The organism is Moheibacter sp., assembly GCF_049672845.1.
Classification (GTDB): Bacteria; Bacteroidota; Bacteroidia; order Flavobacteriales; family Weeksellaceae; genus Moheibacter.
Genome location: NZ_JBATWT010000011.1, coordinates 205,560 through 222,680, shown reverse-complemented (window position 1 = coordinate 222,680; position 17,121 = coordinate 205,560). Strand labels below are relative to the sequence as shown.

The 17,121-nt window shown below is 38.5% G+C and carries 15 protein-coding genes; 9 read left to right on the top strand and 6 right to left on the bottom strand.

The window, feature by feature from the left end:
* Nucleotides 1-16 precede the first annotated feature (16 nt).
* From WBF63_RS05060 to WBF63_RS05050, 3 genes are all read left to right on the top strand, one after another.
* Complete coding sequence (locus tag WBF63_RS05060) at nt 17-1,198, top strand: acetyl-CoA C-acyltransferase (RefSeq protein WP_424368615.1); 1,182 nt, start codon at nt 17-19, stop codon at nt 1,196-1,198.
* A gap of 207 nt (nt 1,199-1,405) precedes the next feature.
* Nucleotides 1,406-3,400, top strand: a complete 1,995-nt coding sequence (gene ligA, locus WBF63_RS05055; RefSeq protein WP_424368614.1) for an NAD-dependent DNA ligase LigA — start codon at nt 1,406-1,408, stop codon at nt 3,398-3,400.
* Nucleotides 3,401-3,463: 63 nt separating this feature from the next.
* The gene (locus WBF63_RS05050) at nt 3,464-4,147 is read left to right on the top strand and encodes a hypothetical protein (protein ID WP_424368613.1); all 684 of its coding nucleotides are present in this window, start codon (nt 3,464-3,466) and stop codon (nt 4,145-4,147) included.
* 87 nt (nt 4,148-4,234) lie between these two features.
* On the opposite strand, the gene WBF63_RS05045 is transcribed toward WBF63_RS05050, so the two are convergent.
* The 3 genes from WBF63_RS05045 to arsC are packed head-to-tail and all read right to left on the bottom strand — an operon-like array spanning nt 4,235 to nt 7,062.
* Nucleotides 4,235-4,459, bottom strand: a complete 225-nt coding sequence (locus WBF63_RS05045) for a hypothetical protein (protein WP_424368612.1) — start codon at nt 4,457-4,459, stop codon at nt 4,235-4,237.
* 9 nt (nt 4,460-4,468) lie between these two features.
* Complete coding sequence (locus WBF63_RS05040; RefSeq protein ID WP_424368611.1) at nt 4,469-6,691, bottom strand: RelA/SpoT family protein; 2,223 nt, start codon at nt 6,689-6,691, stop codon at nt 4,469-4,471.
* Nucleotides 6,692-6,720: 29 nt separating this feature from the next.
* A complete protein-coding gene (gene arsC / locus WBF63_RS05035; protein WP_424368610.1) occupies nt 6,721-7,062 on the bottom strand; it encodes an arsenate reductase (glutaredoxin) in 342 nt (113 codons plus the stop codon).
* A gap of 108 nt (nt 7,063-7,170) precedes the next feature.
* Here arsC and WBF63_RS05030 point away from each other — a divergent pair, with 108 nt between their 5' ends.
* Genes WBF63_RS05030 through WBF63_RS05005 form a run of 6 tightly spaced genes read left to right on the top strand, consistent with a single transcriptional unit; the run spans nt 7,171 to nt 13,200 of the window.
* Nucleotides 7,171-7,578 (top strand): DUF6146 family protein, encoded by a 408-nt coding sequence (locus WBF63_RS05030; RefSeq protein WP_424368609.1) that lies wholly within the window; start codon nt 7,171-7,173, stop codon nt 7,576-7,578.
* Nucleotides 7,579-7,595: 17 nt separating this feature from the next.
* A complete protein-coding gene (gene prfB / locus WBF63_RS05025) occupies nt 7,596-8,696 on the top strand; it encodes a peptide chain release factor 2 (RefSeq protein WP_424368608.1) in 1,101 nt (366 codons plus the stop codon).
* A gap of 11 nt (nt 8,697-8,707) precedes the next feature.
* Entirely contained in the window at nt 8,708-9,421 is a 714-nt protein-coding gene (locus WBF63_RS05020) for a hypothetical protein (RefSeq protein WP_424368607.1), read from the top strand.
* 9 nt (nt 9,422-9,430) lie between these two features.
* Entirely contained in the window at nt 9,431-10,792 is a 1,362-nt protein-coding gene (gene trkA, locus WBF63_RS05015) for a Trk system potassium transporter TrkA (protein WP_424368606.1), read from the top strand.
* Complete coding sequence (locus WBF63_RS05010) at nt 10,792-12,354, top strand: TrkH family potassium uptake protein (RefSeq protein ID WP_424368605.1); 1,563 nt, start codon at nt 10,792-10,794, stop codon at nt 12,352-12,354. Before trkA ends, WBF63_RS05010 begins: the two co-directional genes overlap by 1 nt.
* Before the next feature lie 18 nt (nt 12,355-12,372).
* A complete protein-coding gene (locus WBF63_RS05005; RefSeq protein WP_424368604.1) occupies nt 12,373-13,200 on the top strand; it encodes an O-methyltransferase in 828 nt (275 codons plus the stop codon).
* 623 nt (nt 13,201-13,823) lie between these two features.
* Here WBF63_RS05005 and WBF63_RS05000 read toward each other — a convergent pair.
* Genes WBF63_RS05000 through WBF63_RS04990 form a run of 3 tightly spaced genes read right to left on the bottom strand, consistent with a single transcriptional unit; the run spans nt 13,824 to nt 17,107 of the window.
* Entirely contained in the window at nt 13,824-14,771 is a 948-nt protein-coding gene (locus WBF63_RS05000) for a transketolase family protein (RefSeq protein WP_424368603.1), read from the bottom strand.
* 1 nt (nt 14,772) lies between these two features.
* Nucleotides 14,773-16,260, bottom strand: a complete 1,488-nt coding sequence (locus WBF63_RS04995; protein WP_424368602.1) for a hypothetical protein — start codon at nt 16,258-16,260, stop codon at nt 14,773-14,775.
* A 1-nt stretch (nt 16,261) separates the two neighbouring features.
* On the bottom strand, nt 16,262-17,107 hold the full coding sequence (locus WBF63_RS04990) for a transketolase (protein ID WP_424368601.1): 846 nt from the start codon (nt 17,105-17,107) through the stop codon (nt 16,262-16,264).
* Nucleotides 17,108-17,121 lie beyond the last annotated feature (14 nt).

Sequence of the window (17,121 nt, the reverse complement as noted above, 5' to 3'; positions counted from 1 at the left end):
AAACAAATATTTAGACATGAAAGAAGTTGTAATCGTATCGGCCGTTAGAACACCAATCGGGGCATTTCTAGGCGGATTATCCACTATACCAGCCGTTCAATTGGGCGCAACCGCCATCAAAGGAGCGTTAAACAAAATCAATTTAGATCCTTCATTGGTCCAGGAAGTTTTTATGGGAAATGTGCTTCAGGCCGGCGAAGGTCAGGCACCTGCACGTCAGGCCGCTTTGGCAGCCGGATTGCCAAATTCCGTTCCTTGTACTACGGTCAATAAAGTTTGTGCTTCAGGAATGAAAGCCGTGATGTTTGCTGCACAAGCCATCCGTTGTGGCGATGCAGATGTGGTAGTTGCCGGAGGTATGGAAAGTATGTCCCAAACGCCGTTTTACAATATGGCAGGCCGTACCGGAACCAAATTCGGGAATGCAGTTCAGTTGGACGGAATCATTCAGGACGGACTTTTGGATGCTTATAACAAAAAAACAATGGGATTTGCTGCAGATGCAACTGCTGCAAAACACAATATTTCAAGAGAAGATCAGGATGCTTTTGCGATTGAATCTTATACCCGTACAGCAAATGCCTGGAAAGCAGGAAAATTTGCAGACGAAATCGTTCCGGTTGAAGTTCCGCAAAGAAGAGGCGATGCGATCATCGTTTCAGAAGACGAGGAATTCAAATCGGCGAATTTTGAAAAATTCGCATCTCTTCGTCCCGCTTTTGAAAAAGATGGAACTGTAACAGCGGCCAATGCCTCAACTTTGAACGACGGCGCTTCAGCATTGGTTTTGATGTCAAAAGAAAAAGCAGACGAACTGGGTCTTAAACCTTTGGCTAAAATTATTTCCTATGGCGATGCTGCACACGAACCTGAATTCTTTACAACTGCTCCCGCGAAAGCTGTACCAGTGGCTTTAGCAAAAGCAGGATTGAAGGCTTCTGATGTTGATTTCTGGGAATTCAACGAAGCTTTCTCCGTAGTGGGAATCGTAAATACACAAATCTTGGGATTGGATACGGCAAAAATCAATGTGAACGGTGGAGCGGTTTCTTTGGGACATCCGCTTGGAAATTCCGGTTCGCGAATCTTGGTTACCCTGATCAATGTTTTGAAACAAAACGGAGGGAAAATCGGTGGAGCCGGAATCTGTAACGGAGGTGGAGGTGCTTCTGCGATGATTATTGAAAATCTCGATTGATCTAATAATATATAATTTTTACCTCCAAGGTTTTAAAAACCTTGGAGGTTTTTTTATTATTAAATTTTGATAGGGAATTTGCAATAACAGATCCGACAAGAAATTGAAAAATTAATTTGACAGATTCATTCGAAATTTTATTTTCAAATTCCCAATTTATTCAATTTATCAATTCGAAGAATTATCTTTGTCTAAATCCAATTTTAAATGAATATTCAGGACAAAATTCAGGCACTCCGAGAAGAACTCAATCAGCACAATTACAATTATTACGTTTTAGATACACCCAAAATTTCGGATTATGAATTCGACCAATTATTGAAAGAATTACAGAAACTGGAAGCGACTCATCCTGAATTCTTTGATCCCGACTCGCCTACTCAGCGCGTGGGTGGTACGATTACAAAAAATTTTCCTACCATTGTTCACGAACATCGAATGTATTCGCTGGATAATTCCTATTCGATTGAAGATTTACAGGATTGGGAAAAAAGGATTGAAAAAGCTTTGGATGAAAAAGTAGAATTTGTCTGCGAATTAAAATACGACGGTGCTTCGGTTTCCATTTTATACGAAAACGGCCGTCTCAAACAAGCCGTTACACGCGGCGATGGATTTCAGGGCGATGAAATTACGCACAATGTCAAAACCATTCGTTCGGTTCCCTTGAAATTAATGGGAGATTATCCGGCAAAATTTTATGTTCGTGGCGAAATCATTTTACCGCATAAGGAATTTAACCGCATCAATTCCGAACGTACCGAACTGGGACTCGAACTCTATGCCAATCCGAGAAATACCGCAAGCGGAAGTCTGAAATTACAGGACAGTAGCGAAGTCGCCAAACGTAAACTGGATTGTTATCTCTATACCATCGTTGGGAATAATTTACCTTTTGATTCTCAATGGGATATGCTGAAATCGGCGGAATCTTACGGATTTAAAATTCCGCATACCGCAAAATTATGTTCCGGTTTGGAGGAAGTTTTGAATTTCATTGATTATTGGGACAGCGAACGAAAAAATCTGCCTTTTGAAATCGATGGAATTGTTGTAAAAGTCAATTCTTTTGCGCAACAGGAAGAATTGGGACATACCGCCAAATCACCGCGTTGGGCCATGGCTTATAAATTCAAAGCTGAAAAAGCCGAAACCGAATTATTGAGCATTTCTTATCAGGTCGGACGAACCGGAGCCATCACTCCTGTTGCCAATCTCCAACCGGTTTCTTTGGGTGGAACCATTGTAAAACGGGCTTCCTTGCACAATGAAGACATCATCAACAAACTCGATGTGAGAATCGGCGATATGGTTTATGTGGAAAAAGGAGGCGAAATCATCCCGAAAATCGTGGAAGTGAATTTTGATGTGCGCCAACCCGATTCTCAACCGATTGAATTCATTAAAAACTGTCCGGAATGCGGAACAGAACTGGTCAGAAAAGAAGGTGAAGCCCAGCATTTCTGTCCCAACGAAGACGGATGCAAACCGCAAATCATAGGTCGAATGGAACATTATGTTTCGAGAAAGGCCATGGATATGGCGAGTATTGGCGGAGAAACGGCTGTTTTGTTGTATGACAACGGATTGGTAAAGGACGTGGCCGATTTTTATGATTTGACAAAAGAACAGATTCTACCGTTAGATCGAATGGCCGATAAATCGGCTCAAAATATCATCGATGCCATCGAGGATTCCAAAAAGATTCCTTTTGAAAAGGTTTTATATGCCATCGGGATTCGTCATGTAGGCGAAACAGTTGCCAAAAAAATTGCGAAACAATTTCATTCGATGGAAAATCTGATGAATGCAACAATCGAAGAATTGTCAAACACGGATGATGTCGGAGAAAAAATTGCCTGGAGCATTCAGGAATTCTTTTCAAAAGAGAAAAACCGGATTATGATTCAAAGACTGAAACAAGCCGGAATTCAAATGGAAGTAGGTGAAGAGTCCAAACCAACTTCGAACGTTTTAGACGGAAAAACTTTCCTATTCACAGGGGCTTTGACGCAGTTTACGCGTGAAGAAGCCCAGAAATTAGTCGAACAAAACGGTGGGAAAAATATTTCAGGTGTAAGCAAAAATTTGAATTATTTAATTGCCGGAGAAAAAGCCGGAAGCAAACTTAAAAAAGCAGAATCCCTTGGAAGTGTGAAAATCCTGACGGAAGAGGAATTTTTGAAAATGATTAATTCCTGATTTTTAGCGAATTAAGTATATTTTGAAATCATTTTCTTATTTTAGTAAATTAAAATCAAGCTTATGAAAAAGGTCTTCTTCATTTTTCTAATTTCCATTGGAATTTTCGTTCAGGCTCAATCTATTCAAATCCAAGGTGCTTATCTGACGCAAAAAGACGATGTTCATCAGCTTTGGTTGTTTGTGGACGGTTATTCTTCTCTGACGCAATTCAAAGACAATGAATTTCTTTCTGCAATGGGCGGGCCTTATCAAATTCAAAATAACCAATTACTTATTTCGTTGGAATTCAATGATAAAGACAGTTCGGAAGTAGGAAATCAACTGGTTTTTCCATTGAAATTCAATGGAGATGATTTCACGGATTCCGAAGGAAACAAATGGGTAAAACAAAATAAATCCCAGGATTTGGACGGTGCCTGGGAAATCACGGGAAGGAAAATCGACGGGGAAATGAAGGAGATTCACCAAAGAGGCGAACGAAAAACGCTGAAACTTTTGGTGGGAGGTTATTTTCAATGGTTTGCGATTGATCCTTCCCAAAAGAGCTTTTCGGGAACAGGAGGCGGAATTTATACATTTGAAGGCGGAAAATACACCGAAAAAATTCAGTTTTTCTCAAGAGATAATTCCCGTGTGGGCACATCATTGCAGTTCGATGGGGAATTGAAAGACGGAAAATGGCACCACAGCGGATTGAGTTCCAAAGGCGACCCGATTTATGAAATCTGGGGCAGAATCAATTGAGTATTATTAAACATTAAGAGGTTTTGAATGTGACAAAGTAGAATTATTAAGATTCGTTAAGAATCAACAAGTTGAATTAAATCTATTCTAATTTTGTTCCGCTTCCTTCTTTTCTTTCTTTCGGATTTCATAAGGCGATTTATCCATAGGATTCGCACCAAATGTTCCAAAGAAAATGGAAAGAATCGCTACCAAAAACGCATACAAAATCATAGCAACAATAAAACCATAAAAAGGATTTTCACTGGTGAAAAAGCCAATGGAAACAGCAATCACAAATCCTACGATATAATAAATAAATACTTTTTTCATTTTTTAATTTTAATTCGCATAAGTTCTACTAACCTTTTGAATTCCATCTACTTGTCTCAACTGATCAAGAATTTTATCGAGTTGGGATTTATTTTTAACCGAAACCGAAATTTTCCCGTCAAACACACCGTCTTCTTCCGAAATATTGATACTGCGGATATGCACGTGCAAGTTAGACGAAATAATTTTAGTAATGTCATTTACCAGTCCGATTCTGTCCAATCCATTTAAGTTCAAAATAGCACGATACAATTGTGAACTGGAATCAATCCATTTGGCACGAATAATCCGATAAGCTTGATTGGCCTGAAGCGAAACCGCATTAGGGCAATCGTTTTTGTGAACCCGAATTCCTTTCGCAACCGTTACGAATCCAAACACTTTATCCCCGGCAATCGGATTACAGCAAGAAGCCAGATCATAATCAAGTTTTTCTTCATCGGGACCAAAAACCAAAGAATCCAGTTTTTGTTTCGGTTCTTCTTCCTGTGTAACCACTGTTTTGGATTTGGGACGGAAACGGTTGATGAACCCTGTAATCCCTGATTTACTTTCTGCAAATTTCCGCAGACTTTTGTTGTCAATTTCACCTGTAGCGACTTTGTAAAAAATATCCTGACTGTTACGGGTTTTGAAATAATTCTGTAAATCGTTCACCACGCTTTCGTTAAAATCGATTTTCAAATGCCGAAGCTTGCGAATCAGAATTTCCTTTCCATCTTCCGAAATTGCTCTGCGCGCGGCGTTCAGCGAGGCTTTGATTTTGGATCTTGCCTTACTGGTTACCACGAAATCCAGCCAGTCGGTTTTGGGCTTCTGGTTAGGCGAAGTCAGAATCTCTACCTGGTCACCACTTTGCAATTCGTGGCTGAGCGGATACAATTTTCCGTTCACTTTGGCACCTAAACAAGTATCACCGATGTTGGAGTGAATCGCATAAGCAAAATCCAGCGAAGAAGCTCCTTTTGGCAGCGAAAACAAATCTCCTTTGGGCGTGAAAACATAAATTTCCTTGGCGTATAGATTGAATTTAAAATTATCAATAAATTCAGTTGCATCTTGGGTTTCATTGTTGTCCAGCATTTCCCGTACCTGACTGATCCATTCGTCAACTTTGGAATCTTCAACCTGATAATTTTCCTTGTATTTATAATGTGCAGCCACTCCCCTTTCGGCCAGTTCATCCATTCGTTCCGAACGAATCTGAACTTCCACCCAACGTGCCATAGGCCCCATTACGGTAATGTGAAGCGACTCATAACCCGTTGATTTGGGTTGGGAAATCCAGTCGCGCAGACGTTTGGGATTGGGTCGAAAAATATCGGTCACGACCGAATAAATCTTCCACGCCAGGAATTTTTCGTTCTTTTTATCGGAACGATATACAATCCGCACGGCAAATTTATCGTAAACCTCCTCAAAACTAACGTGTTGAGAAATCATTTTTCGATGAATCGAAAACACAGATTTTGAACGGCCTTTGATTTCAAATTCAAGCCCTTCTTCTTCCAGTCTTTCACGAATAATAGATGAAAAATCTTCAATATATTTTTCTCGTTCCTTTTTGGTTTCCTGCAATTTGCGCTCAATACTGAAATATTCTTCCGGTTTGGTGTATTTCAGACTCAAATCTTCCAATTCCGATTTGATATTGTAAAGTCCCATTCGGTGCGCAAGTGGCGCATAAATAAAAATGGTTTCAGATGCAATTTTCATTTGTTTGTCCTCGTGCATCGATTCCAGGGTACGCATATTGTGCAAGCGATCGGCAATTTTAATAAGAATTACCCGAACATCTTCTGAAAGCGTCAGCAGAAGTTTCCGGTAATTTTCGGACTGAATGGAAACATCTTGTTTATTGAGAATGGAAATTTTCGTGAGTCCGTCGATGATGCGTGCAATTCTTTCACCAAATAATTCTTCGATGTCTTCCAGCGTGTAATCGGTATCTTCCACTACGTCGTGCATCAGAGCGGCGGCAATACTCGTTGCGCCCAGACCGATTTCGTCCGCCACTATTTTGGCGACTTCAATCGGATGGAAAATATAAGGTTCTCCCGTTTTTCTGCGCTGGTCTTTGTGCGCATCCACAGCCAGATCAAACGCCTTGCGAATCAGCTTTTTATCGTCTTTTGTAAGCGTCTGGTACGTGTGTTTCAACATATCTTTGTACCGACGCGAAATCTCCTGATTTTCCTTTTCTACAGGACTTAACACATTCTCTTCTGCCATAGGTTAAAGTTAATTAGATTTTTATAAAATTACAAGATGTCTTTTATCAACATCGGCGGTCGGCCAATTATTGCTTTGTTGCCGTTTACCACAATAGGTCTTTCCATCAGATTGGGAAATTCAACCATCAGATCGATTAATTTGTCATCTGATAAATCTTTTCCCTCGTAATGCTCCTTCCAGATGCTTTCCTTTTTTCGGATTAAGTCAACGGGCGAAATTTTAAGTTTTTGAATTATTTTTTTCAGTTCTTCTTTTTTCAAAGGATTTTTCATGTATTCGATCACTTCGAAATCTTTACCCGAATCTTTTACAAATTCAAGTCCCTGACGGCTTGTACTGCATCTTGTATTGTGATAAATCTGAATCATTTTATATATTTTAAATGAGAATTTAGTTTAATTTTTTAATTTATTCTGGAAATCTTCTGTCTAAAAACCATTGATTTTTTTGTAAATTTAAACTATAATAAACAGGTTATGAAATTTTCAATCTTTGCAATTTTGTTGATTTTACTATTCAGCGGTTGCACTACAACAACGCCGACGCCGGCCAATACACCTGAAAACACACTCAATTTTGAAAAGAATGATGAAGACGAATATGATATCATTGTATTTGACAGTCAGTACGATGTGTTTTTGATGACTGTTGCTAAACCCAAAAACTTTTATTCAGAAACTTATTATAAAAACAAAAATCAAATTTATGTAAGCGAATGGAATTACAGAAATTCACAGCCCTTCCGCTATGACCCTAATTTGTACGCAGTATATATAGATTATCAGCCAAACATTCAATATGGTTTGACACTCGAATACAAACTCTATAATTTCTTCAAATTCATTGAATGGAAGTATAAAGTAAATTTAAGTTTTGGAAGATAAATTATATCTTTGCCCTTATGTTTAATAGTGACCTCACAAAGGATTTAAGTCAAAGAATCAAGGACTTACACGCCTATCTGGAAATAGAAAAGAAAGAAATTGAAATCGCAAATGAAGAAGAACGTGCGGCTTCGCCTAATTTTTGGGATAATCCAAAGGAAGCGGAAGTTTTCATGAAAAACCTTCGTTCCAAAAAGAAATGGGTGGAAGATTATAATACAATTCTCACTTCGTTCAATGATCTGGAAGTTTTGTATGAATTCAACAAAGAAGGCGAAGTTACTGACGAAGAAGTTCAGGAACAATATGAATCTACACTCAAATTTCTGGAAGACATTGAATTCAAAAACATGCTTTCGGAAGAAGGTGACAACTTGAGTGCCGTTTTGCAAATTACTGCCGGCGCCGGTGGAACCGAAAGTTGTGACTGGGCAGGAATGCTGATGCGTATGTACCTGATGTGGGCAGAGAACAATGGTTACAAAGTAAAAGAACTCAACTTTCAGGCAGGAGATGTAGCCGGCGTAAAAACCGTTACATTGGAAATTGAAGGTGAGTTTGCCTTTGGTTATCTGAAAGGCGAGAACGGTGTTCACCGATTGGTGAGAATTTCACCTTTTGACAGTAATGCCAAACGACATACGAGTTTCGTATCAGTTTATGTTTATCCGCTTGTGGATGATACTATTGAAATTGAGGTAAATCCAAGTGATGTAGAGTTGCAAACCTCCCGTTCAGGTGGTGCCGGCGGACAGAATGTAAACAAGGTCGAAACAAAAGTTCAGCTGACGCACAAACCAACCGGAATCGTGGTAGTTTGCCAGGTAGAGCGTTCCCAGCTGGCAAACCGTGAACGTGCGATGCAAATGTTGAAGTCGGAATTATATAAAATCGAACTTGAAAAACGAATGGCGGCACGAAGTGAAATCGAAGCCAACAAAATGAAAATCGAATGGGGCTCGCAAATCCGAAATTACGTGATGCATCCATATCAGCTTGTAAAAGACGTGCGCACCGGATATGAAACCAGTGATGTTCAGTCCGTGATGAACGGTGAAATCGACGAATTCTTGAAAGCATTTCTGATGCTGATGGGACAAAAAGAAGATACGGAATAAAAATCAACTCTATGAAAACTCTTTTGACCGTTTTAATTACTATTTTAAGCGGAATTCTATATGCTCAGTCCATTCCTACCAAGGCGAAAAATTTAACAAGTTTCGTCCCTGAAAATTGGAAAGCCATCAAAATGGTTCACGGTGATTTGAATAATGATCAAAAAGATGATCTCGTTTTAATCATCGAAGAAGATAACCCAAAAAACATAATCGAAAACGATGGTATGGGAAGTAAGTTCTTGAATTTAAATCCCAGATATCTGCTGATTATATTTCAAACTCCTAACGGATTTGAACTTAAAGAATTAAACAAAACATTTATTCCCAAAGAAAATAATGAAGAATCTCCATGTTTGATGGATCCGCTTGTCGAGGGCGATATTCAGATCAATAAAGGTGTCTTGGTTTTGAGTTTAAATTATTGGCTCAGTTGCGGTTCCTGGAGTACCGGAACAGACACTTATACATTTCGATTTCAAAAAAACGAATTTGAATTAATCGGTTTCGACACATTTAGTTTCGCGCGAAATTCAGGAGAAATTCATGAAGTAAGTGTCAATTTTTCTACGCGAAAAATGAGCATCACTACTGGAGGAAATATGTTTGAGGATGCAGATGAATCTGAAGAAAAAACTGAATGGAAAACCTTCAAACTGGATAAACTACAAAACCTTAAAACTTTGAAATTTCCATTGGAATGGGAATTTATGGGTTTATATATCTAAATTTATAAAATGAAAATCGTAATCGGCGGTGCAGGAGAAGTTGGTTTCCATTTGGCAAAATGGCTTTCCAAAGAAATGCAGGATGTGACTGTGATTGATACTGACAAGGACAAACTGCACGTCATTGAAAGTAACCTCGATGTTTTGGTACATCGTGGTGATATTACTTCTTTTGATTCGCTTCGCGCGATTAAGATTGATCAGGCCGATATTTTCATCACGGTTACGCAGCTACAAAATACCAACCTGACCAGTGCACTGATTGCCAAAAAAATGGGTGCCAAAAGAACCATTGCCCGAATTACCAATCCCGAATTTTTAAGAAGAGAAAATGCCGTTCCGGTTCAGCGAATAGGGATTGATGTACTTATCAGCCCGGAACAATTGGCCGCCACAGAAATTCATCAGTTGGTAGAAGAATCTGCATTCAATACCACCCATGCTTTTGCCAACGGTGAACTAAAATTATTCGGAACAGTGTTGGATAAAGATTGTAAGGTGCTGGAAAAACAAGTTCGGGAAGTGATTGATGTTTCCAAACAAGAACCTTATTTCATGCCGATTGCCATCATTCGCACAACCGACCGCGGTATGCACGAAACCATCATTCCGCGTGGAGATACAGTTTATAAGTTAAACGATCAGGTTTATTTTATTGCCCTGAAACATGCTACGGCTGAGATTTATAATATTCTCGGTAAAAAACAGGAATTCTATAAAAACGTAATTGTATTGGGTGGCGGAAGCATCGGAAAAAAAACCGTTTCACTGCTGAAGCAGAGTAAACACAACGTAAAACTTATCGAAAAAGACCGAAATAAAGCTTTTGACCTGGCCGACGAATTGAGCGACATTCTGATTATCAACGGAGACGGCCGCGACGGAGATCTTTTGGAAGAAGAAGGAATCACAAATGCCGATGCATTCATCGCTGTAACCGGAAGTTCTGAAACCAATATCATGTCTTGTTTGTTAGCAAAATCCAAAGGTGTGAAAAAGACAATTGCGCTTGTTGAAAATATGGATTACATCCATTTGAGCCAGGAAATCGGGATCAGTGCCTTTATCAATAAAAAATTGTTGGCGGCTGACAGTATTTTCCGTTACATCAGACAAGGCGATGTCCTGGATGTAACCGGACTTTCTGACGTGGATGCTGAAGTGATGGAATTCAAAGTGGATGAATTTTCTCCGGTGGCTAATAAAACCCTGAAGGAAATCAAACTGCCAAAAGAATCGATTGTAGGTGGAATCGTACGAAAAAATGAAGGAATCATTCCGACTGCCGATTTCAGAATTCAGAATGGAGACCACGTCGTTGTGTTTGTACAGCCCTCTGCCATAGCTAAAATCGGGAAATTTTTCCAGTAATGAAAAATATCAATTTCAAAGTAATCTTTAACCTGATTGGTATGCTGATGCTGATCAATGCACTTTTCATGTTACTTTGTGTGATTGTTTCACTGATTTACCGTGAAAATATATTCCTGCCAATGCTATTTTCCAGCTTTATCACAGCCGGATTTGGAGCCATTTGTTATTTCGGGACGAAAAATGCACAAAAAAAGCTCAACCGTAGAGACGGATATTTAATCGTGGGGACTGGCTGGATTTTTCTGATTTTATCAGGTTCCCTGCCCTATTTCCTATCCATTCCTTATTTATCTCCGGAAGTTTTTCTTTCAAACGATATAAACGCCATCAACATATTTTTTGAAACCATTGCCGGCTACACAACCACAGGTTCAACTATTTTTCAGGATGTGGAAGTTTTGCCCAATGGAATTCTTTTCTGGCGCAGTATGACACAATGGATTGGGGGAATGGGAATCATCGTACTGACGATTGCTATTTTACCGCTTTTGGGAATTGGCGGAATGCAGCTTTTTGTGGTGGAAGCGCCAGTGATTTCTGCCGATAAAATCCATCCGAGAATTACAGACACTGCCAAAAGACTTTGGATGGTTTATGTTATTTTAACCATTTGCCAGATTCTTCTTTTGTATATCGCAGGAATGGGTTTATTTGATGCAGTAAATCATTCCCTTACCACGCTTTCATCAGGAGGATTTTCTACGAAAAATGCCAGTACTTCTTACTGGAATTCTATTCCGGCTATTCAGTATATCATCATGTTTTTTATGTTTTTATCGGGTGTGAATTTCGTTTTAAACCACTTTTTACTAAAAAAGGATTTAAAAAAGATCATCCGAAATGAGGAATTTCGATGGTATTTGGGTATTATTGTGGTAACTTCCTTCATTGTCGGACTGATTGTTTATTTCTTCGCCAATCCTTTACACCAAAGCATTCCGGGAGCTGAAATCCTGGGTACGGCCAATAATTATTCTATAGAAAACTCTTTCAGATCTTCTTTCTTTCAGGTAATTTCTGTGATTACTTCCACCGGGTTTACATCGGCTGATTACACCCAATGGACGCCATTTGTATCCATGTTATTTTTTTCATTACTCTTTGTAGGTGGTTCAGCCGGATCGACTTCGGGTGGCGTAAAAGTAATCCGACATGTTATTTTACTAAAAAACAGCATATTGGAACTAAAAAGACTGATTCATCCGAATGCAATTTTACCGGTGCGCTACAATAAAAAAAGTATTTCTCAGACCATTGTTTATAATATACTCGCGTTTTTTGTGATGTATATGTTTATTTGGATTGCGAGTTCTGTAATATTGGCACTCATAAATGAAGGCTTAAATCCCGGGTATGCCGAATTTATTTCAGCCATGAGTTTATCGGCTTCCTCGTTGGGTAATATTGGAAGCGCGCTGGGTGATTATGGTCCTACCGATACTGTGGCGAGTTTAACGCCGTTGGCGAAATGTTTTTGTGCCTTTCTGATGATTTTGGGCCGATTGGAACTTTTTGCTATTCTGATTTTGTTCACGCCGTTTTTATGGCGTTCCAATTAATTTAAATACTTTTACCTTATGAATATAAAAGAAAAACAAGATAGACTCTTGCATTTTTTTAGTTGTTTGATCAATCCGAATGAGTTTAAAAATTCAGTCAGAAAATACCCTAACCCAATCTATAAGATTGTTTTTGATACTTTAGAACAAGTTAAAAACAATCAATTTTCACCAGAAGACATATCGGTTTTTGATGTGATGAATATTTACAGAAATCAATTGGCTGAAAGCACACAGAAAATTGATTATGAAGTTTTCAATAGTCCCATCGTAAATGAGGTTCAAAACATTTATAAAAGAGCAACGTCACCAGAAATATGGTGCAAATTCCACTATCTTCTTGCTAAAAATTTTCAAGCAAAAAATTACCTGGAAATCGGCACCAATCTTGGTGTTTCGGGTTCATACATACTTTCTGCCATCAAAAATCATCCTGATGGGAAATTTATAACTATGGAGGGCGTTCCTAAATTATATGAGATAGCCGAAAATCATTTCAGCAAGATTGCTTCTGCTTCCCAATACCGGATTATAAAGGGACTTTACCAAGACACCATGCCGGAAATGTATGCGATGCCTGTTAAGTTTGATATGGCATTTATTGACGGAAATCACAAGTATGAACCTACACTCGAATATTACTACGAAATAAAAAAGAAGACAAATAATAAAGCTATATTGATTTTTGACGATATATATATTTCAGATCAGATGAAAAAAGTATGGTCAAGAATTAAGAAAGATGATGGCAACAACTTTATTGTTGACTTATGTAAGGTTGGCATTGTAATTATAGATAAAGAGGAAAAAATAAAAGGGATTCATACCAAATACTTTTTAGCATAGTGTTCAATTATAAGAAATTTTAATCCGATTCGCCTCTAAGACAATTAGAAAAAAATAGAAAACCCTGCAAGACCGAAGCCAAAACAGGGTTTTCATTTTTCGAAACATTTGATTTGAAAAAGACTAACCGTCTCTTTCAGTTCACCTGTTATCTGATCTTCCCGAAGAAAGCGAATGCAGGTTGCCCGAAAAATTGAGCTCTACTTGTGTTTAATAAATAAAAGCGAACTGCTCAATCTTATTTTCTAATCGAAAATCTATCCTAAAAATGCCGTGGCAATTCATAGGTGGTTTGAGCATACTTTTAGTCTTAAAAGCAGAATCTCTTGTTCATTGGATGTCAGTTTTTATCTAAAAGATAATCCCTTCTATCTTATTGAACATTATTTGAAAGAACGTTAGTTCTACCAAAATGATTATTAAATTCCTTAATAAGTAAACTTAAATTTCCTCGTTCAAATGAATACACTATCTCGAAGTCTCATTTTGATATTTCAAAGTTAAACTAGGAAATCTGTTTATGCAAATAAAATACAATCTTCTTACTTACAATAACTTAACACGACTTTTCAACAATTGTTAATTTCGTTTGTATTCAGCTAAGGAAAAAGGACTCACATGACTTATATCATTATTTTTTTAACCTTATCAACAATTGCGGTAGAGCCCAAACCATATTTTTTCATGAGTTCAGCAGGTGTTCCGCTCTCACCGAAAGTATCATTGGTTCCCACAAATTCTTGTCTTGCCGGATAATGTTGCGTAAGGAGCCGCGCTACGCTCTCACCCAACCCACCGTAAATATTATGTTCTTCACAAGTTACCACCTTTCCGGTCTTACGAACCGAACGCAAAATGATGTCCTCATCCAATGGTTTGATGGTGTGGATATTGATAACTTCAGCAGAAATCCCTTCGGTTTCCAGCTCATTGGCAGCCAACATAGCTTCCCAAACTAAATGTCCTGTGGCAACGATCGTCACATCCCTCCCCTCCTGAATCATTACGCCTTTCCCGATTTCAAAATCCTGATCGGGTGAAGTGAAAACAGGTACAGACGGTCGGCCAAAACGAAGATAGACAGGTCCGTCATACTCGGCAATTGCCAACGTTGCAGCTTTTGTCTGGTTATAATCACATGGATTGATCACCACCATTCCCGGAAGCATTTTCATCATTCCGATGTCTTCCAGAATCTGATGTGTTGCGCCGTCTTCACCTAGCGTAACACCTGCATGGGATGCACAAATCTTTACATTTTTTCCCGAATAAGCAATAGACTGTCGGATCTGATCATACACTCTTCCGGTCGAGAAATTGGCAAAAGTTCCTGTAAAAGGAATTTTTCCGCCGATGGTAAGTCCGGCAGCGATGCCCATCATATTGGCTTCAGCAATTCCTATTTGAAAAAATCTTTCGGGATTTTCTTTTTCAAAAACTTCCATTTTCAGTGATCCGGTCAAATCGGCACAAAGCGCCACCACATTTGGATTTGTTCTTCCCAGCTCTGTAAGTCCGTCGCCAAATCCGCTACGGGTATCTTTCTTTTCGGAGTATGTTACGTCAATCATTTTAGTCTAAATTATTTAAGAATTCGTCTAATAATTCCTTGTCTTTTTTTGAAAATTTATCGCGGTTATTATTGAAATAAATTTGTTCTGCACGAATCGCATCCAGTGTTCCTTTGTACCAAACACTTGAACCTTCAAATTCGCCCATGTACATATCACACATCTGACCAGCATAGTTTTTGGCGTGTTTAGAAAGTTCTTCATTGGAAAATGAAGGAATAATGGCATCCAATTTTTTGCAATACGCAGGCATTGCTTTCCAGTAAGCGGAATTAGCACTTAAAGTTTCAAATGCAAAATTCATGCTTTCAGGTGTTAAGCTCTCGTATTCAGATTCATATTGGCCTACATAATAATCTTGGGAATAATCATATGTTGCAACGGCTTCCACGGCTTCCTCGATTCCAGCGACAACTGCATCAGCAGCGGCTTCTACAGCAAAATCCTCCGGAGTTTTAGGAGTTGACTTCTCCATCGCTTCAATATCTTTTTTCAAAAAATCATACAATAAATTCGCATCTTTTTTACTTATCAAACCGCTTTTAGGACCATTCTTTTTGACGCCTTTGATTTCTTTCAGCGCAAATGTTTTAAACTTTTCTTCGTCTCCGGCTTTCATGTAATAAGTATAATTACACAGACTTGAAATATAAGAACTTGCATATGAAATCGAATTTTCATCTTCGAATTTCAATGTGTATAATTCTGAATAATTACAGAATTGAGGCTGCGTCATATAATTATAATAGTCATAATATTCTTCCACTTCTTCAGCTACAGCTTCATCCCATACCATTTCTTCTCCCGCATCAAATGCTCTGATAGAATCCTTTTTAACCTGATAATCAGCGAGTTCTTTATCCAAATCGAAATGAATAGTAGAATTTATTTTATTAATTGAAGACAACAGAACTTTCTCGTTTTCATTTCCTTCAGGAGAAGTTATTGCAAGCACAAGTCCTTTGATTTGTTTTCCTTCTTGTTTTGGTAAAAGAAAAGAAACGTTGTCAATTTCACTTGTTTCGTCAATACATAAAACAAAGTCAGTAATTTTAGTCTGCCCCTGCATAGTGGAAATTACTTCATAATGGTTGCAAGATCTATCCAAAACATTAAGCGGAGCACGGTCGATTTTATTTAATTCTACTTTCTCATAAAGCGTTTCCACAGATTCACCATATCCGTATAAATCCATCGCTACAATGTTGAAATTATTCTCCAAGTCAGAATTTTCCACTTGTATTAACTGATTTTCGTTCATATAAGAATATCCGGCTTGATTCCCCATAAAAATCGGGAAATGAACCAATGAATTTTTACTTTGCTCCGAATATTGAGCCGGAATATAATGTCGCGCAAAAATCATATCAGACATCGAAGAATCCAGTCCGGGAAATTTATAATCAAGTCTGTAATTGAAGGTATGAGAATTTTGGGCAGACAAGAATCCGCTTAAAATGAAAGCCGAAAAAATTAGGGATTTTTTCATTTTAATAATCTTTTAATTCGGTTTCAGGATTTTGTTCTAGAGCTTTCTCCAGTTGTTCATCATTCGGAGCTTTTCCGTGCCATGCGTGTGTTCCCATCATAAAATCTACACCGTTGCCCATTTCTGTATGCAGAATAATCACTACCGGTTTTCCTTTTCCGGTTTCAGATTTTGCTTTTTCAAGAACTTCAATAACTTTTTGCAGATTATTTCCTTCTTTCTCCTCCAGCACCAACCATCCGAAAGCAGAAAGCTTTGCATGTAAATCACCCAGATCCAATACATTTTTTGTAGAACCGTCAATCTGCTGACCATTGTAATCAATAGTTGAAATGATGTTGTCCACCTTTTTACCGGCGGCATACATCAGAGCTTCCCAAATCTGTCCTTCCTGTAGTTCTCCGTCACCATGAAGCGTATAAACAAGTTTATCGTCATTGTTTAATTTTTTGGCAAGTGCCGCACCAATCGCCACGGATAGTCCCTGCCCTAAAGATCCCGATGCTACTCTTACACCTGGCAAACCTTCATGCGTAGTCGGATGCCCCTGCAATCTTGAATCGATTTTGCGGAAAGTTTCCAGTTCTTCTACAGGGAAAAATCCGGAACGTGCCAAAGTACTGTAGAAAACCGGCGAAATATGTCCGTTTGACAAAAAGAATAAATCCTCCCCGATTCCGTCCATATTGAAATCGGTGGAATAGTTCATAATTTTCCCGTACAGTGCAGTGAAAAATTCGGCACAACCCAGGGAACCTCCCGGATGACCACTGTTCACAGCGTGAACCATACGTAAAATATCTCTTCTTGTTTGCTGAACGCGGATTTCTAATTGCTCTAAATTCATCGAAAAATTCTTTG